This window comes from Litchfieldia sinesaloumensis (genome assembly GCF_900156865.1).
GTDB classification, from domain to species: domain Bacteria; phylum Bacillota; class Bacilli; order Bacillales; family Bacillaceae_L; genus Ferdinandcohnia; species Ferdinandcohnia sinesaloumensis.
This window is the reverse complement of record NZ_LT732529.1, coordinates 4177964-4197072: the sequence shown is the minus strand read 5'-3', so window position 1 is coordinate 4197072 and position 19109 is coordinate 4177964. Positions and strand designations below refer to the sequence as shown.

The following is a 19109-nucleotide window of genomic DNA, read 5'->3' as shown; positions in this document are numbered from 1 at the left end:
CCTCTATTCGTGTCTTCATCGTTTCGATGATGACATGTTCTTTGCTCAGACACCTCTATTCGTGTCTTCATCCGCTCGATGATGACAGGTTCTTTGCTCCTACACTTCTATTCATGTCTTCATCCTATCGATGATGACATGTTCTTTGCTCCTACACCTCTATTCGTGTCTTCATCCGCTCGATGATGACATGTTCTTTACTCCTACACTTCTATTCATGCCTTCATCCTTTCGATGATGACATGTTCTTTGCTCAGACACCTCTATTCGTGTCTTCATCCGCTCGATGATGACATGTTCTTTGCTCCTACACTTCTATTCATGTCTTCATCCTTTCGATGATGACATGTGTTCTTTGCTCCTACACCTCTATTCGTGTCTTCATCGTTTCGATGATGACATGTTCTTTGCTCCTACACCTCTATTCATGTCTTCATCCGCTCGATGATGACATGTTCTTTGCTCCTACACTTCTATTCATGTCTTCATCCGCTCGATGATGACATGTTCTTTGCTCCTACACCTCTATTCATGTCTTCATCCTTTCGATGATGACATGTTCTTTGCTCCTACTCCTCTATTCATGTCTTCATCCGGACGATGATGACATGTTCTTTGCTCAGACACCTCTATTCGTGTCTTCATCCTTTCGATGATGACATGTTCTTTGCTCCTACACCTCTATTCGTGTCTTCATCCGCTCGATGATGACAGGTTCTTTGCTCAGACACCTCTATTCATGTCTTCATCCGCTCGATGATGACAGGTTCTTTGCTCCTACACCTCTATTCGTGTCTTCATCCTTTCGATGACGACATGTTCTTTGCTCCTACACCTCTATTCGTGTCTTCATCCGCTCGATGATAACAGGTTCTTTGCTCCTACACCTCTATTTCGTGTCTTCATCCTTTCGATGATGACATGTTCTTTGCTCAGACACCTCTATTCGTGTCTTCATCCGGACGATGACGACATGTTCTTTGCTCCTACTCTTCTATTCATGTCTACATCCTTTCGATGATGACATGTTCTTTGCTCAGACACCTCTATTCGTGTCTTCATCCGGACGATGACGACATGTTCTTTGCTCCTGCACTTCTATTCATGTCTTCATCCTTTCGATGATGACATGTTCTTTGCTCCTACACCTCTATTCGTGACTTCATCCGCTCGATGATGACAGGTTCTTTGCTCCTACACTTCTATTCATGTCTTCATCCCACGTTCATGACCTTAACTCACTTAATCTCCACACAAAAAGGTCTTCATTCAGGCTGAAGACCTTCTTTTTAAATAGTAGGCAATGAGATTTCTAAGGTTGTGCCTATATTTTCTTCGCTATCAATTGTCATTTGGCCACCGTGATCTTGGATGATGGTTTGGCATATCATCAGACCGAGGCCTGTTCCTTTTTCTTTCGTTGTGAAAAACGCTTTGCCAATTTTCTCAAGTTTGTCCTTTGGAATTCCGCAACCATTATCAGCAATGCGAATGATCACATTCCTTCCTTTAGGATACAGTGAAATATCGATGATTCCTCCATCACCAATCGCTTCAATACTATTTTTCAAAATATTAATGAAGACTTGCTTCAATTTATTTTCTTCACAATTAATAAACACTTCTTTAACATCATCATCATAAGCTGTTTTGATTCGAATGTTATGAAGAATCGCCTGTGTATCTAATAAAAACACAACTTCGTTCAGAATAGCAGTGATATTTTGTTTGGTAAGCTCTAGCTTCTTTGGCTTTGCAAGTAACAGCATCTCATCCACAATCGTGTTAATCCTATCAATCTCAGAAACCATAATACCCGAATAACCGCTAACCATTTTTGGTGCTTTTTCATCCTGCATTAGTTGTGCAAATCCCTTTAAGCTTGTAAGTGGATTTCGGATTTCGTGGGCGATTCCCGCTGCCATTTCACCAATCATCGAAAGCTTATCTGTCTGTTGAATGAGCTCTTGACTCTTCTTAACTTCAGTAATATCTCGTACGACGATATATTGGCAACTTTCCCCTTGGTACATTATCGGCATAAGCTTAAGCTCTACAAAAATGTCTCCCAATGTCGGATGCGCAATTTTTCCTTCAGTTATTTTTTTAAACTTATGTCCTTTTTCAGTTTGTCTAGTTGTCTTTCCAGAATCATATGTAATATACTCATGTAGCGAATGCCCGATTATAGACTTCTCATCGGAGGCACCGATTAGAAATTTCCCTGTATCATTGCAATAGATGATTTCCCCATCTTTCAATAGCAAAATAGCATGAGGTGCATTTTCCACCAAGAAGCGAAATTCCTGATTTTTTTGTGATTCACGGATTGCTAATAACGAAGCAACTAAAGCAAATAGCAATAAATAGATTTCCCAATGATTCATGACTCCAACATATAAAAACTGACCCACAATTAAGATTAAAATGATTGCACATAAAAATACAGCAAAATTTAATGATTTCCACCTGTTCCTACCCATTTCTCCCCCAGCCCTTTACGTTTATTTTACTCTCTAAAATTAAACAAAAAGACCTAACTCCATAATTGAAGTTAGGCCATGTCGAAGGCTTGCCTATAAAGACATCCTCGCATTTACCATATCTATTTTAAAATAAAACAAATTAAACTATTATCTTCATCAAAATCCCAATCAACAAAAATGTCAGAGACCTCTTGTTTAAAAACCTGGTCAAATCTCCCATGGCGGTGTAGATACTTTTTTTCAAGTTCATCCTTTGTAAAGTGAAGCTCTCTTCGGAAGCCCGCTTCGATTAGAGCCTTTTCGATAGGAACTAAAATTCCTTCTCTTTTCACAATGAACAACTTTGATGAAATTTGAAAACTAAAGATTTCCTCAGGTGTTTTTTCAACTAAACAACTAATCCTCGAGACTTCAGCCTCGAGAAGTGCAAAATCAAATGTTTCACTCTTTTCCATTTGATTCAGTGGACTATTTAGTGACGCTATAATAACACCTGTATTATTTGGAAAATTCCAGTCATGATAAAAGCTTTTAACTTCCACATCAAAGGAAACCTGAATAACACCTTTTAATTCAGCCATAACATTCTTCATAACTACAGTTCTCGCAAAATCCACTTGGATAGAATGTTTTTCTTGTAAAAGAACCTCTTCCATTGGGGAGATAAACCCACGAATTTGCAGGACTAAAAAGTGAGCAGCGGTAGCCGCAAAACATGATTCTGGCCCACGCCCAAATTTATTACGAAGAAGTTTACTTGTATAACTACTTATGTATTTTAGTTTTTCATGTAAATTCAAGAATTTCCCACCTTTAAGGGAACACACCACAATAACTAATGACTTATTATTCATCAGCCAGTCTCATTGTAGCATCCTTTCCCATCTATTTCCACGTTTATCAAATAGTCTTGGCTATTTTAGTGGTAAATATGAGAAAAATCTCATTTACAATAGAAAATCTTATAGCTCAAATCTTCCTCGTAATTCCAAATCATGAAAATCGTATCAATTTCATTGTTAATAATTTTGTTAAAACGGTGTACATTTGCCTCGTAATTTTTTCGAACATTATTTTCTCTTTCTTCGAGGATATGCATTCCTTTTTCCATTAATAACCGCTCAATTGGTAGTAAGTAACCTCCGCATTTGAAGATGTAAATTGATGAGGTAACTTTCGTTAACTCAAGCTCTTGAGGTTGATATTTGTAAAATTCACTTTGTTTGTTGATTTCGTTTCGTAGTAGCATAAATTCAAGAGAGCTTTCCCTGGCAGGTAACTCTTCAGCCTTCACTACCGCTAGAAGCACTCCGGTATTCTTTTGGAAATTCCAGTCTTGGTAAAGTTGGGTGACTTCTTTCCCCCATTGCTCTTCCAACGTTTCCCGTATTGGCTCAAAGAGATCTTCCGTAATTTTTGTCCGAATTTTTCTTGCAGTAGCAAGATCATCTTTTTTTACAAGTTCCTCTTCAACTTTTGTCATAAATCTTCTAATGTGAATGACAATAAATCGCTCAGATAGCGATGTATAACAAGTCTCTGGCCCTTTTCCAAACTTTGACTTAATCAGTTTGCTTACATAACTACTGATTTGTGTTAATTCTTCCTGTTTTGTTATGATTCTCCTCGACATGCAATCCATAAACCTCCTAAAAAACTCCATTAAAAATGGCCTTACCTCTACACAAATAGAAGTAAGGCCATGGTTAGACTTTATAGTATTCTACCATTTACCATCATACTAAAAATAATTTGTTTGTATTCAATTTTACTGTTTTAAAGAGTAATTGATGTGATTAATGACAGCTAGACATTAATCTTGCTCATTATATCACGAACCTCGTTTTTGAACAAATATATTAGCTTATGCCGCCGTTTGTATAAACTTCGTTGAATACACGGACACACCTATTTTTCTGCAGATTGTTACGTAGTGCATGAGGGCCAGTAAGACCGCTCCCATGTTCATCCCAATAATGATTCCCTCCATTTGCAATGTTTGCAGCGATCCTAAGGCGAACATAATTCCAAAGGAAACGATAGTTGACCATACATTATGAATAAATGCATCCTTAACCAAGCCTAGACCAATTAAATAGGCCTGCATCGGAATCATGAAGAAGTGGAATAAGAAATATGGCCATAGCATTTGCAAATAAACGGTTGCCGATGCTGATTCAAAGAAAATATGAGTGAGTGGTTCTGCGAAATAATAAAAAATAACACAGGCAGGGATACCGTACATAAATGTTATTTTCATCACTTGCTGTAGTAAGGTTTGGAGCATTGGCATATCTCGTTTTGCATAGGTTTCAGAAACCGTTGGTATCAATACTATCAGTAAAGAATGAGCAATAAATGCTGGAAAAAAACCGATCGTTAATGCAACCCCAGTCATCAAACCAAAATGTTCGGTAGCCACTGTTACAGACATTCCGGCTTTTAAAAGAGCAGCTTTGATTAAGAATGGCTGGACTGCATGCGAAATCGCATGAAAGATTCGCATACCTGTTGTTGGCAATGAGACAGCAAGCAGGTTCTGTCTAACAACTCTTCCACTTAAATTTGAAACAGGTTTTTGCCCTAATCTCCGGTAATGAATGAGATATTCGTAGCCAAGATATCCAAATACAATCAAATCACTTGCAACAAGCGTACATAAAGCAATGAGAATGGATGTATGAATTTCAAATTCAAGCAATTGATAAATAAACACTAACAAAATTAATTGGATAGCCTTACGAAGGAAATTCGCAAAGGCAATCCTCCCCATCGATTGTATTCCCATAAAATAACCCCTGGCAATCGACAAAAAAGACACAATCGGAATAAATAAAATGACTAACCACCTAACAAAAGGATGATAATCATCAAAAACAGGTATGACTGGCAAAATAACAAGCGCCAACGAAATAATTATCGCTGTAAATACAGTCGTTAATACGGTAGCATGCTTTAACATACTCCTATGGTACCTGTCCTCTTTTTCGGCAATGAATTTTGATATGGAAATCGGCAACTCCAAGCTAGCCAAGATGACAACTAAAAAAATGGAAGGCAATATGGTCATATACAATCCCATTCCGTGTCCGCCAAGCTCTTTTGCCAGAACGAGATTGATTAAGAATTCAACACATTCCCCAATAAAAGCAGCGATAATGAGTACCAATGTTCCTTTAAAAAATGTTTTCATGTTGAAGCCCCTTATCCTAGATTTTTTCAATACTATATAAATATGAGACAAGTCCGTAGATTATTTGACGAAAAGAAAATTTTTACTCTTCTACTAACAATGTCCCCTTTCCAATGGCTTGAATTCTCGTATATAATCGGTATATGTGTGATTCGAACCATGGAACCATCCGCTGGTCCCTTAGATACTAAACTAATGAAAAAGGTGTAAATAGATGAGTATATTAACAGTTTCAAATGTGAGTCACGGTTTCGGTGATCGTGCGATTTTCAATGATGTTTCGTTTCGTCTTTTAAAAGGTGAACATATCGGGTTAATTGGAGCAAATGGTGAAGGTAAATCAACGTTTATGAATATCATCACTGGTAAGCTTGAGCCGGATGCAGGTAAAATCGAGTGGTCAAAAAATGTTCGTGTTGGATACCTTGATCAGCACACCGTGCTTGAAAAAGGGATGACGATTCGTGATGTGTTGAACACTGCCTTTAAATATCTGTTTGATATGGAAACGGAAATGAATGAACTTTACGGAAAAATGGGAGATGCCACTCCTGAAGAATTGGAACAAATGCTTGAGGATGTTGGAGTCATCCAAGATACGCTTACAAATAATGACTTCTATGTCATAGATGCGAAGGTAGACGAAATTGCTCGTGGATTAGGGCTGGAGGACATTGGTCTTGAGCGCGATGTTCAGGATTTGAGTGGTGGTCAGCGTACAAAAGTCTTACTTGCAAAGCTTTTACTTGAGAAGCCTGACATTCTTTTACTTGACGAGCCGACGAACTATTTAGATGAGCAACACATCATCTGGTTAAAACGTTATCTTCAAGAATACGAGAATGCGTTTATCCTAATTTCGCATGACATTCCATTTTTAAATAGTGTTATCAACCTTATTTATCATATGGAAAATCAGGAGCTTAATCGCTATGTTGGAGATTATGATAATTTCCAAAAGGTGTATGAAGTGAAAAAGCAACAGCTAGAAGCTGCTTATAAAAAACAACAACAAGAAATCTCCGAGCTTAAAGATTTCGTTGCACGAAACAAGGCGCGTGTTTCTACACGTAATATGGCAATGTCTCGTCAAAAGAAGCTTGATAAAATGGAAGTCATTGAGCTTGCGAAGGAAAAGCCGAAACCGGAGTTTAACTTTAGAATTGGAAAAACGTCTAGTAAACTCATTTTCGAAACAAAGGATCTTGTGATTGGGTATGATGAACCTCTTTCAAAGCCACTAAACCTTCGAATGGAAAGAGGTCAAAAAATCGCTTTAGTTGGAGCAAACGGGATCGGAAAAACAACATTATTACGAAGTATTCTCGGCATGAACAACCCGCTTTCTGGAACAGTGGATCTTGGAGAAAACCAAGAAATTGGTTATTTTGAACAAGAAATCAAAGAAGCAAATTATAATACATGTATTGAAGAAATTTGGAGTGAGTTCCCTTCTTTTAATCAATATGAGGTACGTGCAGCACTTGCAAAGTGTGGACTAACAACGAAGCATATCGAAAGCAAGGTTGAAGTACTAAGTGGTGGGGAAAAAGCAAAGGTACGTCTTTGTAAGTTGATCAATCGAGAAACAAACATCCTTCTGCTTGATGAACCAACCAACCACCTTGATGTCGATGCAAAAGAAGAACTCAAACGCGCCCTAAAAGAATACAAAGGTAGCATCCTTATTATCTGCCACGAACCTGAGTTCTATAACGATGTCGTAACAGATGTGTGGAATGTTGAATCATGGACAACTAAAGTATTTTAATAAAAAGGAAACGCAAAACACATTATCGTGTTCTGCGTTTCCTTTTTAAGATTATCTTTGGTATAATTCCGTTTCCACTTCATCTAAAAGGAAATTCGTATGGTCTGTACCGAAGAAATGTAATCGATGTAACGGACGTGTCATTGATACATAGAGAAGCTTGATATCAATCTCATTTTTATGGAAGCTTTCTTCATTGGAATAGATCAGTACGGCATCAAATTCCAAACCCTTTGATAAGTGAGAGCTTACAATTACAACCTCTTCTTTATTGATTTCTTCATTTTCCTTAAGTAGCTGTACTGGCAATTCACAATGCTTCTTTAAGGCTTTCGCTAGCTTTTGACACTCTGTATGGGTTTTACCGATAATAGCGATAGTTTTCATACTATCATCGTATAAGGACTGAATAACATTTGTTAGTTGCTCGACAGCATCTTTATCCAAGTGGCCTATCTGATGAAATATCGGCTTTTCGCCATGGCGTACAACAGGCTCTACCATTGGCAAGTCAAGCTCAAGTAATTTTAATAGTTGATTGGCCACATTCATAATTTCAATGGTTGTCCGGTAACTCTTTTGCAGCGTTTTATAGGTCGCTCGTGGAAATATTTCATCGATGACCGGTGCCCAATTGTTAATGCCCCGATAGGAATGGATGCCCTGTGCTAAATCTCCTACAATCGTAAACATATCCGTCTCTAAAGCAGTTTTTAAGGCTACTAACTGAAAATAACTATAATCCTGTGCCTCATCAATGACAACATTGCGGGCCTTAAGCTCCTTTTTTACTCCGTACAATTTTGCCCTCAAATAAAGGAGCCCAGCCAAATCCTCGACTTCATATTGTTTTGATTGCTGAAGCTGTTTTTGATAATCAACAAAGAATTGTATTTGTTCATCAGTAAGTATCCCTGATGCGTAGCGTGGAAAAAGCTCAGTCATAAACCTTTTAAAATAGTAAAACACATCATGGTGTGGGAGCTTTTTAATATAGGCATTAACGGCAGTACGAGATTGCTTCGTGATTTCCTCAATTAGTTCTGCCTTTTTATCGAGGGCTTTTGTCACATAGCTACGGCGTTTTTCAGGATCAATTTTTGTTTTAAAAAGCACTTGATCAAGTTTGTCATCATAGAATTTCGTGACCTTGTGAAGCATTTTCTTTTTTTCAAGGCGAACTGTATTCTGAAGCACCTTCTTTACCTTTTCAATTCGCTTGTAGTATGGAAGATACCGATATTCATAGGTCATTAAATGATGAATGTCTCTTGCTTTATACAAGCGGAATTTTGATACAAAGAAATCCTCTTTTGGTAAAAGGGAGCTTAGTATATCCTCCACATAATGGTCGAGCATATCCCGGTATTCTAGTGAACCCTTGAATGCAGAAATCCACTTAATCATATCAGGGTTGTTAAAATCATCATGAATGAAGCCAAGCAGTTTCCCTTCCGGTTTCGTGAGCTTTAGCGGTTTTCCAAGGCATTTCTTCACAAATTCAACAAAGGTTGTTTGCAGGATGTTATCAACACCTAATTCTGGGAGTACCTCTGAGATATAATCAATAAATAACCGATTTGGTGCGAGAATCATCAGTTGGTCAGGCGAAAAATAATCTGCATAGGTGTAGATGAAGTATGAGATTCGATGAAGGGCAATGGTCGTTTTCCCACTTCCTGCTGCCCCTTGGACGATGATTGGCTTATTTAAATCTGCACGTATGATGCTATTTTGCTCTTCTTGAATCGTTGAAACAATGTCTGTTAGGCGATTACTCGCACTTTCAGATAAAGACTTCTGTAGCAACTCGTCGGTTGTTGTTAAATCAACGTCCCGAATTTCTTCAAGTTCTCCTTCTTCGATAATAAACTGGCGTTTCAAGGACAAATATCCCTCAAACTCCTCATCTTCAGCCTTATATGATACATCCCCTAAGCGGCCGTCATAGTAGAGGTTTGCGACAGGCGAGCGCCAATCTACAATAATCGGGGCTTGCGTTTCCTTATCGAAAAGTGACACTTTTCCGAAGTATAGAGTTTCTTCAGTACCCGTTTCTTTCCGACTAAAATTTATACGGGCAAAGTATGGCTTGTGACGATTTCTCTTCAGGTTACGGACCTCTTCATGTGTTCTTCTAAGTAGGGTCGAATTGGTTAACATATTTAAGTAGCTCAAACTACTATCTTTAAAATCAACCCCATCAAGCGCCCCTTTGAGATTTTCACGAAAGTTTTCCTCCGTTGACTCTGAAGCCTGAATCACAATATCCATATACTTTTTTGTAAAATTTAAACGTTCTACTTCCACCTCGAAATCTTCATGCTTCTCGTTCGTCATCCCATCACCTCCAACTTTTCACAGCCAAAACAGTTCTTCAAAGCTCTATAAAACCAAAAGAACAAAGTATTCCGACAAAAGACGTATTGTTGATTATAGTATAGCAAACTGGAGAATAGCAACCTCTTTCTTCCTTTTACATGATAAACAAGAAAAAATGACAAACCACTCACTTTTAAGCGCTTTCTTCTGTCTTCTAAAAGAGAAATGTTGTATAATAAAGCTAGTTCACAAATTATACACAAATCGTTTATATATAAAATCAAATCGGAACTTACATAAGGAGGAGCTTTCCATGATTCGTACAGGGGTAGCTGCATTTATAAGTGTTTTTTTATTACTCTTTGAAGGCTTTATTGTCATGAAATTAAAGGGGTATTCCGGAATTCATTTCGGGAATCTTCAATTGTTAGTAAGTGTACTCGCAATGAACTTCTTTTTTGTATTTACCATATTAACGCATATTAAAATTTGGCACGAAAACAAGGGTATTGAGGAAACCGAAGTTGGGATGAAATAATAATTAAAAAAGAAGTAATCCTTCTATTTTTTGATGGATTACTTCTTTTTTTGTTTATTGTAAAATCGGTAATGTTATTTCGACTTGGGATCCTTTTCCTTCTTCACTTTCTAGGTGAATGCTCCCATGATGTTCTTCAATAATTTTTCTAGATACCATCAGACCAAGCCCAGTACCGTACTCTTTTGTTGTAAAGAACGGCTCAAATAACCTTTCTTTCACATCCGTAGGAATTCCACAACCTTGATCACAAATTCGAATCGCCACAGTATTATTCGTGTTGAGTCCACCTTCAATGGTTATTTTCCCACCCTCTGGCATAGACTCTAATCCGTTTTTAATCAGATTTAAGAACACCTGCTTCATTTGTTTCTCATCACACTCAATAAGTGGAAACGACTCGTCCAAGTTCATATCAATTTCAGTATTCTTTCCCTGCTCGGATTGACCTGTTATCGATATCACATATTCAATAAGGTCTTTCAAATCGCATTGTGTGATATTGATTTGTTTTGGTCTTCCAATGACTAGTAGGTCATTTAGGATAGAATCAATTCGGTCAATTTCTTGTTCCATAATTGAATACTGAAAGTCATCCTCTTTATGCTTTTCTCGTTGCAGTTGAGTAAAACCTTTCAAGGACGCCAAGGGATTTCGAATCTCATGTCCAATTGTTGTTGCCATCTGCCCCACAAACGCAAGCTTTTCCTTATTGCGAAGCTCTTCATGCGTTTCTGTTAGGGTGGAGATATAAGAATAAAAACGAGTTAATATGACGAAAGCAATAATCGAGAATATACTCGTGAGTAATAGAATACTCAAAACAATACCATTTCCTAATAATAGACCAACCAAAATGTATTTTATGGTAATTCCGACTGAAACCGTCAAAAAGAACCTCTTATTTATAAAGATAGGAGAAAATAACAGAAGCGCTATTTCCGCTATATTTCCGCTTTTATAGATAGCATTACTATCAATATAAGTTATGACATCATCAATACCTGTAAGTAATAGATACGTCAAAACATAAATGTATTTTATCAAATAGATCTTATCAGTTTTTTTTAAGTAAAATGATAGCGGAAGAAGGGCAAACATGATGATATATACCCCATATCCTAAATCAGTAGGCAATCCTTTTCTTGCATTATTTAACACAGGGTATAGGTAATAATAAACAAGATCATACAGGACTAGTATTGTATAAAATAGTAGTAAATAGAGACGTAAAGCTTTCCTCTCCTCATGTAAAAGGAGAGGACTGTGTTTTAGAAATTTCATATCTTTCCTCTCTTAGCATGCATTATGTGTATATTATATATTATTTTCCTCACCTGAGTATATAGTCCTATATCCTTTCCTTTTTCCGTAACTTTTTGACAATGAATACGAAAGAAGTAAAATCAATATTAACAACTGCATACAAAATACAACAGCATCCCAAAATTGCAAGGATGTTACTGATCCCGTAAAACCAGGGAGAACCTTCATAAGCATATAAACTAATTGAGGCAAGTAATAAAAACCAAACATAGAAAAAGTCAATATAATCCCAATTATATAGAAGATTGTATAGGAGATAATTATTTTACTTTTTGTATTATCCTTACTTTTACCAAACTTTCCTTTTATAAATTCGATTCCACTTTCCATTAGATTGTAATGACCAGTACTATTTTCAAAAACATAATATAAATCTGTCTTCATATAAATACAGCACTGATAAATAATTCTAATTACAATATCAAAGGTAATTAGGCCGATTACTCCATTAATAATTTCTGATGAAAATGGTTGAGTCAATTTTAGTAGTAGAGCTACCAACAATATGAAACTATCAAAATAAATTCCTGCTAAAAACAGCAGATTCCGATCCTTATGAGACAGTTTCCATCCTTGAGTAAGGTCTGTTTCAAATACTACAAAAAACAATCGATTTCCAATTTGTAGCTTTGTAGGCAGGTCAAATGAACGTATTGCCAATATATGTCCACTTTCATGTAGAAGAATTAAAATGATTGAGATCCCTGCATATAAAAAGATATTAAACATCATCGTATCAAAGACAAATAAATCCTTATATCTAGGGAAGAGATTGAAGTTACTAATCAATAGAACAAGATTCACTACTAAAAGTATAGGATAGAAAAAACGAGTAAATTTATTGAAGAAAAACTTCCCGAGGTTCGGTGATATCCATTGAAGTCCTAACTTTTCACTATTACTTGTCTTTTCTACACTTACTTTCGTACCATCCACCATTTCTACTAAATCTAAATCAAGCAATTGTTGACCAAAATCTAGTAAATCGACTTCTTCATTAGGGTATTTTTCGATAAGTAGGTGTTCGATTTCACCAAGCGATAATCCCTCGTTTATCAACTCAATCGCATCAATGCATACTACAGGCATTTCATAAAATTCATGAGTGACCAAATCTTCAATAATATAATGTTTATTATCCTTTCGAATCTCCAACTTGTGTAAACATAATATTGATTCATTAGTTAATTGCATGCTTTAACACCTACCCTTTTTTGTCATAATAAAAGGATGCATTTATCAATGATAAGCATCCTCTTTCAAAAATTAACCTCTTGGGCCGCCTGGTAAAAAACCACACCACCAGCAAGTAGCTTTGATTTTTTTTAGTTTTTTAATTTTCATGATTTCACCACCTTTTATGAGTTTTTTGTTTATTTATACGATTCTTGGTGTATATTAATCCATTGTGAGTATACTTTTTTAAATGTCCCTACAAGGTTGGGATCGAATTGAGTACCTTCACCTTGGAGAATACGATTATATGCCTCTTCCAAGGGTAGAGCTCCTCTATATGAACGTGAAGATGTCATTGCATCAAAAGCATCTGCAATTGCAGTGATTCGAGCATTTAATGGAATAGCATTCCCCTTAAGTTTGTCGGGATAACCTTTTCCATCCCATCTCTCATGGTGAGATCTGATAATGCTTAAACTTGAACCAAGACCCTCCACATTTTTCACAGCTTCCTCTCCAACAACTGGATGTGTTTTAATGATTTCATATTCTTCATTTGTTAATTTTGTTGGCTTCATTAAGATAGAATCTGGGATATTCACTTTACCAATATCATGTAGAAGACAGGCATAGTTAAAAGACTTTAACTCATCTTGCGAGAAGGTTCCCAACTCTTTAGCTAATACCATAGCGTATTTAGCAACACGCTCACTGTGCCCTCTTGTATATGGGTCTTTTAACTCCAGGGCTGCAATAACGCCTTTTACAATACCTTCCATTTGTTGATCATATGCGTTGCTTAAAGCAGCAACATAACTATGAAATCTATTTAAGAAGATAAAAGCTATTATAGCTAATACAATCGTTAAAACAATTGGGATTGCGACGGTAGTTGTTCCAAGAAATAACCCTAATAATATATATTTAATTGTTATCCCTAACGAGACTACCCAAAAATATCTTTTATTAATAAAAATTGGAGAAAATAATACCAAGAACACTTCTACAGCATTTCCACTAGAAAATACTTCTGGTTTATCCCAATAAGTGATGAGTTCATTTATAAAACTAAGTATTGCGTAAGTAAAGAAAAAATAATACTTAGTACAATGCTGCTTACTCCTTTTATCATTATAGAAAATTAAAGGAATTAGCAGTAAAATAAAAAAGTACATCACATATACAAAAGTGTTTGGAAATCCGATAGATAAAATCGAATCATATCTAGGATAAATAAAGTAAAAAAAGATATCATAACCAATGAAGATTATAAAAAACAAAATACTAAACCAGACTACAGTCCTTTTCTCCTCATATAAAAATACTGATCTTTTATTCATTTTCTGCATCACTTTTTCTCCATTTTCTCTTATATTTCTAGATAAATATGCAAAAAACCTTTATATATTTCAAAAAAGGTACTAAAGTCACAGACGCAATTCGTCAAATATCGACTTTTCAATTATAAACCATTTGTACTACAAACTAAATAGTGAAATAGGTATAAAAATCTTCCTAAACTATATAAATATTGGTAATTGCCAGGTGGGTCCTATGACCTACAATACTAGAAATTGACCAGTTAGTCATTTAATACTATAACAAAAAAACAAAAACACAGATATAGTTTCTGTGTTTTTTGTCGAATTTTATCAAGTTATTTTACAAGAGAATGTTTGAATGCGTATATGACTGCTTGTGTTCGATCCTGAACCTCAAGTTTACTAAGTATGTTACTAACATGTACTTTTACAGTTTTTAAGGCGATAAATAATTCGTCAGCGATTTCTTGATTTGTTTTACCGTCTGCAATAAGAAGCAAAATTTCCATTTCGCGATTTGTTAGTTCCTCATGCGGCAGATGCGTTTCTTTTTGCCTCATCCGAACCATCATCTTCCCTGTAACTTCTGGTTCTAACACCGATTGCCCTGTATATGTTTTACGAACGGCTTCAGCAATTTCACTAGCCTTTGAGGTTTTCAGCATATAACTAGTTGCACCAGCTTCCAAAGCTGGATACACTTTCTCATCGTCAATAAAACTAGTGACAATTATTATTTTTGCTTCTGGCCAACTTTCGATGATTCTCCTAGTTGCTTCAATTCCATCCATTTCTTTCATCACAAGATCCATTAAAATAATGTCAGGTTTCAGCTCAAGCGCAAGTTCAACTGCTTTTTTACCATCATCCGCTTCTCCAATTACATCGATATCCGGTTGGGCAGATAAATAAGAGGAGACGCCTATCCTTACCATTTCATGATCATCAACAAATAACACCTTAATCATTCTCTTCACCCTCTAGCATTGGTACTTTCACTTCAATTCGTGTTCCCTTTTCTTTAATACTTACAATTCGCATCGTTCCACCTATTTCAACCGCACGTTCATACATATTTTGAAGTCCATAAGAACCGGCCTTCGCTTGTTCTACATCAAATCCAATTCCATCATCCACGATTCGCAAAATGATGAAATCATCTCTTTTGATTAACAGGACTTCTAATTCATTTGCTTTTGAGTGACGTAACGTGTTTGAAACAGACTCTTGTAGGATTCGGAACAAGTGGTCCTCGACTCCTTTATCAATTCGAAAGTCCTCAATTTTTGTTTCGATTGTGACTGGTACCTTTTGTACCAGTTCGACTAATAGCTCCTGAATCCCTTCCTGAAGTGTCTTCCCTTTCAGTGCAACAGGACGTAAGTGGAGCAATAGAGCACGCATTTCAAGTTGAGACTGATTTATCATTTCTTCAACGAGCTGAAACTGTTTCGCCTCACGTTCATCTGTTCGAGGTCTCGATTCGTTGATTGCTGACATCATCATAGAAGCCGCAAAGAGCTGTTGACTCACAGAATCATGGAGTTCTCTCGCTAAACGGTTACGCTCTTCTGAAACAATCTGTTGTATTCGCTTTTCCTGGTCTTCTGCCTTTTCGTTTGCCAGTTTTTGCGAAAGCTTTATTTGTTCTGCAATATGGGTTTGGACTTTTTTAAGTCGCTCCCAGATCATCGTGATCTCAGCCGATTCATTTTCAGGGTTATCAGGTATCGACCTTCCTTGTTCCATCTGATAAATAGCTTCAGACACAGTTAGCAACTGTTTTCTCCAAAGGACTCCGGACGTAATCCCGAAGATTGCTCCAATGATTAAGCTTAAACTAGCAGCAAGAATAATATAGGGTAAATCCATTAGGTCTGTTTGCCAAAGCGCAGCCCAATTAGCTAATGGAAAAGCTATAAATACGATGACATGAGCTAGTACAAATAAAAACACCGAAACACAAATACCAACAATAATTTGTTTTTTTATGGTACTCATGCTCGTTTCACCTCAAGGTCACCGACACCAACTGTAGTTACGATTTTGAGTTTATGTTCTGCGTAATCATACTGTTCAGTTTGATAATGTAAGGTTTGGTTCACCGTTTTTGCATCTTGATTTTCAAAAATAGTTGTTGCTCCATAAATAAAGGAATGTTGTACTTTCACTTCTACCTCATACGGAACAAATACTTGAACATTACCGATTACATTTCGAATGAAGATGACTGATTCACCTTTTGGAAGAACCGTATAGCTCAAATCTATAATGGTATCGCCAATACCAGACTGAATGTTCACATCATTCCATTCATACGCATACTCCGGCGTTTTTTGCTGCCCAAAAATGATGTTTTGAAATAAGGGTTGTTTTTTTAGAATCGGTTCCAGTGTAGACGTTTTTTCCGAAACTGTTATTTCTGGTTTTATATAATTAGGTTTTTTCTTTGATTGAAAAAACTGGATAAGTAAATAGATAAGTGCAGCAAGAATTAAAAACTTGATGGTCATCATCCCTAAAATCGTCAATGCTAAACTAATCCATCCAAACCAAAACAGGATTTTGCCAAAGCTGCCTACCATTTTTTTACGGCCAATATAAATACATCCAATCGATATGATAAAAGAAAAAAGGACCCCGCTATTAAAAAAGGTGATTTCAATAATAAGTAAAATAATCCCTAGAAGTATAAAAGCATTAAGATTGTCTGATTTTAATTGATTTAACAAGGTACCTGCCTCCCTTCCTAATGAACAAAGTTGAATGTATTGATTATTACCCGTAAACCGGGACCAAGAAGACGTAGAATCACTACGCCTTCTTAGAATACCATGTTTTCCCTATTAATTTGAATGTGTTTCTTCATTTTTTACTTCTTTTTCAAGCTGTGCAATTCTTGCATCAATTGTGTTGCGGTGGTAGGAGGAATTTACTTGGTGCTCCAAACGATCAAGATACGATTCCATCTCTTCAAATGTTCTTGAAGCTTTATTCGTATATGCATCTGTGTCTAACACTTGGTTCATACGATGATTCGCACGAGCAATATTCTCGCGTCCCATTAATTCCATACGCTTAATATGCATATCCTTTAATTTGTGCTTCATTTCCTCATATTTTTTCTCAAGACCAATAAGCTCTGTGCTTGCATTTGTTAAAGCTTCCTGTAATTTAGCAGCACGTTCTTCATATGCAACCTGTTCTTGAACCGCAAATTCATATAGCTCTGTTTCACCTGCTTGTTGTGCCACACCCGCTTGGTATTTACGTTTTTCAGCAAGTGCAGTTGCCTCACGATGTTCTCGGGCAAATTGATCCTTTAATGAATGCTGACGTTCTACAAGTTTACGTACCTTTTCTACCTCAGTCTCACATTGACGTAAGTACTGGTTAAGCAAAGAGATGGGATTTTTCTTCTCCTTCTCATCTAGAATTCCATGAAAGTCTGCTAAAACTGTGTCCTTAATTCGAGTTAATAAATTTGCCATGTGTATCATTCTCCTTTTGATATTTTTGTACTACAACGAATTATTGTTTGTTTAATTCAGCCCACTGCTTTTCAAAATTAGTAAAAGGGTCTGATGAATCAGTGACGACTTCTTGCTTTTCTTTTTTCCAATTCTTAATAACTACATAGAGGATATATGCTGCCGCGATTCCTAAAATTGCAGGAATGTTTGATGCAGATGCAGTCAATGCAATCACACCAATGATAGCCCAAAGTACTTTCCCTGCTGTTGAATCAGTTTTGATGAACATTTTAAATGCGAAGTACAGAATCGCTAAACTTATCGCAAGGCCAATCAGTGGACCAACCTGTGATAGAAGCACAATCGCTGCAATACCTCCAAGAATAAACAATCCAAATTTTTTCATGTTTACTTCCTCCTTTCATGATTCAATCTTATCCTGATTCCTGTTCTGTCTTAATGAGCCTCAGTTATATTTTTCACTAGGACCTGAGGCTTATTAAGAAAAGCGCAAGGCGCCTAGTTAATAAGGAACATCGACTAACGACCGCCACGTCCTGTGGCGAACGTCGATGTCAGCACATCCTGTGCAAGTCAAGCTTAAGACGAGCGCTGACAGAAGGTGCTCTTTACCTTCCGAAGCGATTGGCTTAAGACCTCGAGCCGATGGCGCCTGAAGCTAGACATAAAAAATAAGTTGGAGGTCCTTATAATGAAAAAAGGGCCTGCTCGATTCGAGCAAACCCTTACCTTCTGCGGGAAACGTACGGATTATCTGTAATCCAAAATCGCCATGGATAATCCTTCGCCTCCCCAGAATTTTCAATACCAATTCGCGGACCAGTTGAAATATGTTCAGGAATGATGCCCTTCGTTATGTAAAGAGGTGGTTCGAAGAAGGGGCGGCCATAGTCTTCCATTGTAATTCCTAATGCTTTCGTTAGTTTGCCCGGACCATTTGTTAAGTTTTTGGAAGGCATCTCCCCCCGGCGTTCGTACATTAGGTCGATTCCTTGAACAGGCTCAACGGCTCGGATTAGGATTGCTTCTGGCTTTTCCATTTCACTACTCACCACATTCACAAGACAATGAGTGTGCATCTGATAGGTATACACATGCCCCGGTTTACCGAACATCACCTCAGTCCGCTTCGTTCTTTTATTGTTATATGAATGTGCCGCACGATCTTCAGGTCCTTTGTACGCTTCTGTTTCAACGATGTAGCCAGAAGCAACCCCCTGGTCGGTATGTTTTACGAGTATACATCCGAGGAGAGCTTTAGCTAAATCTAATGTTGGCTTGTGAAAAAAGGATTCAGGTAAGATGTCGTTCATGGTAACTCCTTTATGAAATATAATTTTCAAGTTAGTTTTTCCTGTCGTGCATTTATTATATATGGATGGAACACTAAAAAGTAAGTAGAGTAAAAAAAATTACTCTGGAACGAAAATACACTATTGCATCATGACGTAAAATAGTTTACTCTAAAAAGTAACAGGAGG

Annotated in this window: 16 protein-coding genes; 2 read left to right on the top strand and 14 right to left on the bottom strand. The window is 36.8% G+C overall.

Features of this window, described 5'->3' with window-relative positions; translation table 11 throughout:
• Positions 1-1289: 1289 nt before the first annotated feature.
• The 4 genes from CZ490_RS20570 to CZ490_RS20555 form a co-directional block, all read right to left on the bottom strand.
• Positions 1290-2483 (bottom strand): ATP-binding protein, encoded by a 1194-nt coding sequence (locus tag CZ490_RS20570; RefSeq protein ID WP_077620609.1) that lies wholly within the window; start codon positions 2481-2483, stop codon positions 1290-1292.
• A 122-nt stretch (positions 2484-2605) separates the two neighbouring features.
• Positions 2606-3286 (bottom strand): Na-translocating system protein MpsC family protein, encoded by a 681-nt coding sequence (locus CZ490_RS20565; protein ID WP_077620608.1) that lies wholly within the window; start codon positions 3284-3286, stop codon positions 2606-2608.
• 143 nt (positions 3287-3429) lie between these two features.
• Positions 3430-4119, bottom strand: a complete 690-nt coding sequence (locus CZ490_RS20560; protein ID WP_159439995.1) for a Na-translocating system protein MpsC family protein — start codon at positions 4117-4119, stop codon at positions 3430-3432.
• A 231-nt stretch (positions 4120-4350) separates the two neighbouring features.
• Positions 4351-5679: a polysaccharide biosynthesis protein gene (locus tag CZ490_RS20555; protein ID WP_077620606.1), complete on the bottom strand. Its 1329-nt coding sequence runs from the start codon at positions 5677-5679 to the stop codon at positions 4351-4353.
• Positions 5680-5893: 214 nt separating this feature from the next.
• Here CZ490_RS20555 and CZ490_RS20550 point away from each other — a divergent pair, with 214 nt between their 5' ends.
• Complete coding sequence (locus CZ490_RS20550; protein WP_077620605.1) at positions 5894-7450, top strand: ABC-F family ATP-binding cassette domain-containing protein; 1557 nt, start codon at positions 5894-5896, stop codon at positions 7448-7450.
• Positions 7451-7501: 51 nt separating this feature from the next.
• On the opposite strand, the gene helD is transcribed toward CZ490_RS20550, so the two are convergent.
• Positions 7502-9790 (bottom strand): RNA polymerase recycling motor HelD, encoded by a 2289-nt coding sequence (gene helD / locus CZ490_RS20545; protein WP_077620604.1) that lies wholly within the window; start codon positions 9788-9790, stop codon positions 7502-7504.
• 295 nt (positions 9791-10085) lie between these two features.
• On the opposite strand from helD, the gene CZ490_RS20540 reads away from it, so the two are divergent.
• A complete protein-coding gene (locus CZ490_RS20540; RefSeq protein WP_077620603.1) occupies positions 10086-10310 on the top strand; it encodes a hypothetical protein in 225 nt (74 codons plus the stop codon).
• Between the two features lie 54 nt (positions 10311-10364).
• On the opposite strand, the gene CZ490_RS20535 is transcribed toward CZ490_RS20540, so the two are convergent.
• The 9 genes from CZ490_RS20535 to CZ490_RS20495 all read right to left on the bottom strand — a co-directional run bounded on the left by CZ490_RS20535 (position 10365) and on the right by CZ490_RS20495 (position 18941).
• Positions 10365-11594 (bottom strand): ATP-binding protein, encoded by a 1230-nt coding sequence (locus CZ490_RS20535; RefSeq protein ID WP_077620602.1) that lies wholly within the window; start codon positions 11592-11594, stop codon positions 10365-10367.
• Between the two features lie 33 nt (positions 11595-11627).
• Positions 11628-12830: a hypothetical protein gene (locus CZ490_RS20530; protein WP_077620601.1), complete on the bottom strand. Its 1203-nt coding sequence runs from the start codon at positions 12828-12830 to the stop codon at positions 11628-11630.
• Between the two features lie 179 nt (positions 12831-13009).
• Positions 13010-14152: an HD-GYP domain-containing protein gene (locus CZ490_RS20525; protein WP_327078415.1), complete on the bottom strand. Its 1143-nt coding sequence runs from the start codon at positions 14150-14152 to the stop codon at positions 13010-13012.
• 317 nt (positions 14153-14469) lie between these two features.
• Positions 14470-15102 carry a response regulator gene (locus CZ490_RS20520; protein ID WP_077620599.1) on the bottom strand — a complete coding sequence of 211 codons (633 nt, stop codon included), beginning with the start codon at positions 15100-15102 and terminating at the stop codon, positions 14470-14472.
• A complete protein-coding gene (locus CZ490_RS20515; RefSeq protein WP_077620598.1) occupies positions 15095-16135 on the bottom strand; it encodes a sensor histidine kinase in 1041 nt (346 codons plus the stop codon). Before CZ490_RS20515 ends, CZ490_RS20520 begins: the two co-directional genes overlap by 8 nt.
• Positions 16132-16866 carry a cell wall-active antibiotics response protein LiaF gene (gene liaF / locus CZ490_RS20510; RefSeq protein WP_077620597.1) on the bottom strand — a complete coding sequence of 245 codons (735 nt, stop codon included), beginning with the start codon at positions 16864-16866 and terminating at the stop codon, positions 16132-16134. The genes CZ490_RS20515 and liaF overlap by 4 nt, the downstream gene beginning before the upstream one ends.
• Positions 16867-16980: 114 nt before the next feature.
• Positions 16981-17625, bottom strand: coding sequence for a PspA/IM30 family protein (locus tag CZ490_RS20505; protein WP_077620596.1), 645 nt, complete (start codon positions 17623-17625; stop codon positions 16981-16983).
• A gap of 40 nt (positions 17626-17665) precedes the next feature.
• Positions 17666-18013, bottom strand: a complete 348-nt coding sequence (locus tag CZ490_RS20500; RefSeq protein WP_077620595.1) for a lmo0954 family membrane protein — start codon at positions 18011-18013, stop codon at positions 17666-17668.
• Positions 18014-18353: 340 nt separating this feature from the next.
• On the bottom strand, positions 18354-18941 hold the full coding sequence (locus tag CZ490_RS20495) for a DNA-3-methyladenine glycosylase (RefSeq protein ID WP_077620594.1): 588 nt from the start codon (positions 18939-18941) through the stop codon (positions 18354-18356).
• Positions 18942-19109: the final 168 nt, after the last annotated feature.

What these genes read in the sequence shown, in the direction of transcription:
- CZ490_RS20570 (WP_077620609.1), bottom strand. Translation starts at nt 2,483, where the DNA reads ATGGGTAGGAACAGGTGGAAATCATTAAATTTTGCTGTATTTTTATGT.
- CZ490_RS20560 (WP_159439995.1), bottom strand. Translation starts at nt 4,119, where the DNA reads ATGTCGAGGAGAATCATAACAAAACAGGAAGAATTAACACAAATCAGT.
- CZ490_RS20555 (WP_077620606.1), bottom strand. Translation starts at nt 5,679, where the DNA reads ATGAAAACATTTTTTAAAGGAACATTGGTACTCATTATCGCTGCTTTT.
- CZ490_RS20550 (WP_077620605.1), top strand. Translation starts at nt 5,894, where the DNA reads ATGAGTATATTAACAGTTTCAAATGTGAGTCACGGTTTCGGTGATCGT.
- helD (WP_077620604.1), bottom strand. Translation starts at nt 9,790, where the DNA reads ATGACGAACGAGAAGCATGAAGATTTCGAGGTGGAAGTAGAACGTTTA.
- CZ490_RS20540 (WP_077620603.1), top strand. Translation starts at nt 10,086, where the DNA reads ATGATTCGTACAGGGGTAGCTGCATTTATAAGTGTTTTTTTATTACTC.
- CZ490_RS20535 (WP_077620602.1), bottom strand. Translation starts at nt 11,594, where the DNA reads ATGAAATTTCTAAAACACAGTCCTCTCCTTTTACATGAGGAGAGGAAA.
- CZ490_RS20530 (WP_077620601.1), bottom strand. Translation starts at nt 12,830, where the DNA reads ATGCAATTAACTAATGAATCAATATTATGTTTACACAAGTTGGAGATT.
- CZ490_RS20525 (WP_327078415.1), bottom strand. Translation starts at nt 14,152, where the DNA reads ATGAATAAAAGATCAGTATTTTTATATGAGGAGAAAAGGACTGTAGTC.
- CZ490_RS20520 (WP_077620599.1), bottom strand. Translation starts at nt 15,102, where the DNA reads ATGATTAAGGTGTTATTTGTTGATGATCATGAAATGGTAAGGATAGGC.
- CZ490_RS20515 (WP_077620598.1), bottom strand. Translation starts at nt 16,135, where the DNA reads ATGAGTACCATAAAAAAACAAATTATTGTTGGTATTTGTGTTTCGGTG.
- CZ490_RS20505 (WP_077620596.1), bottom strand. Translation starts at nt 17,625, where the DNA reads ATGGCAAATTTATTAACTCGAATTAAGGACACAGTTTTAGCAGACTTT.
- CZ490_RS20500 (WP_077620595.1), bottom strand. Translation starts at nt 18,013, where the DNA reads ATGAAAAAATTTGGATTGTTTATTCTTGGAGGTATTGCAGCGATTGTG.
- CZ490_RS20495 (WP_077620594.1), bottom strand. Translation starts at nt 18,941, where the DNA reads ATGAACGACATCTTACCTGAATCCTTTTTTCACAAGCCAACATTAGAT.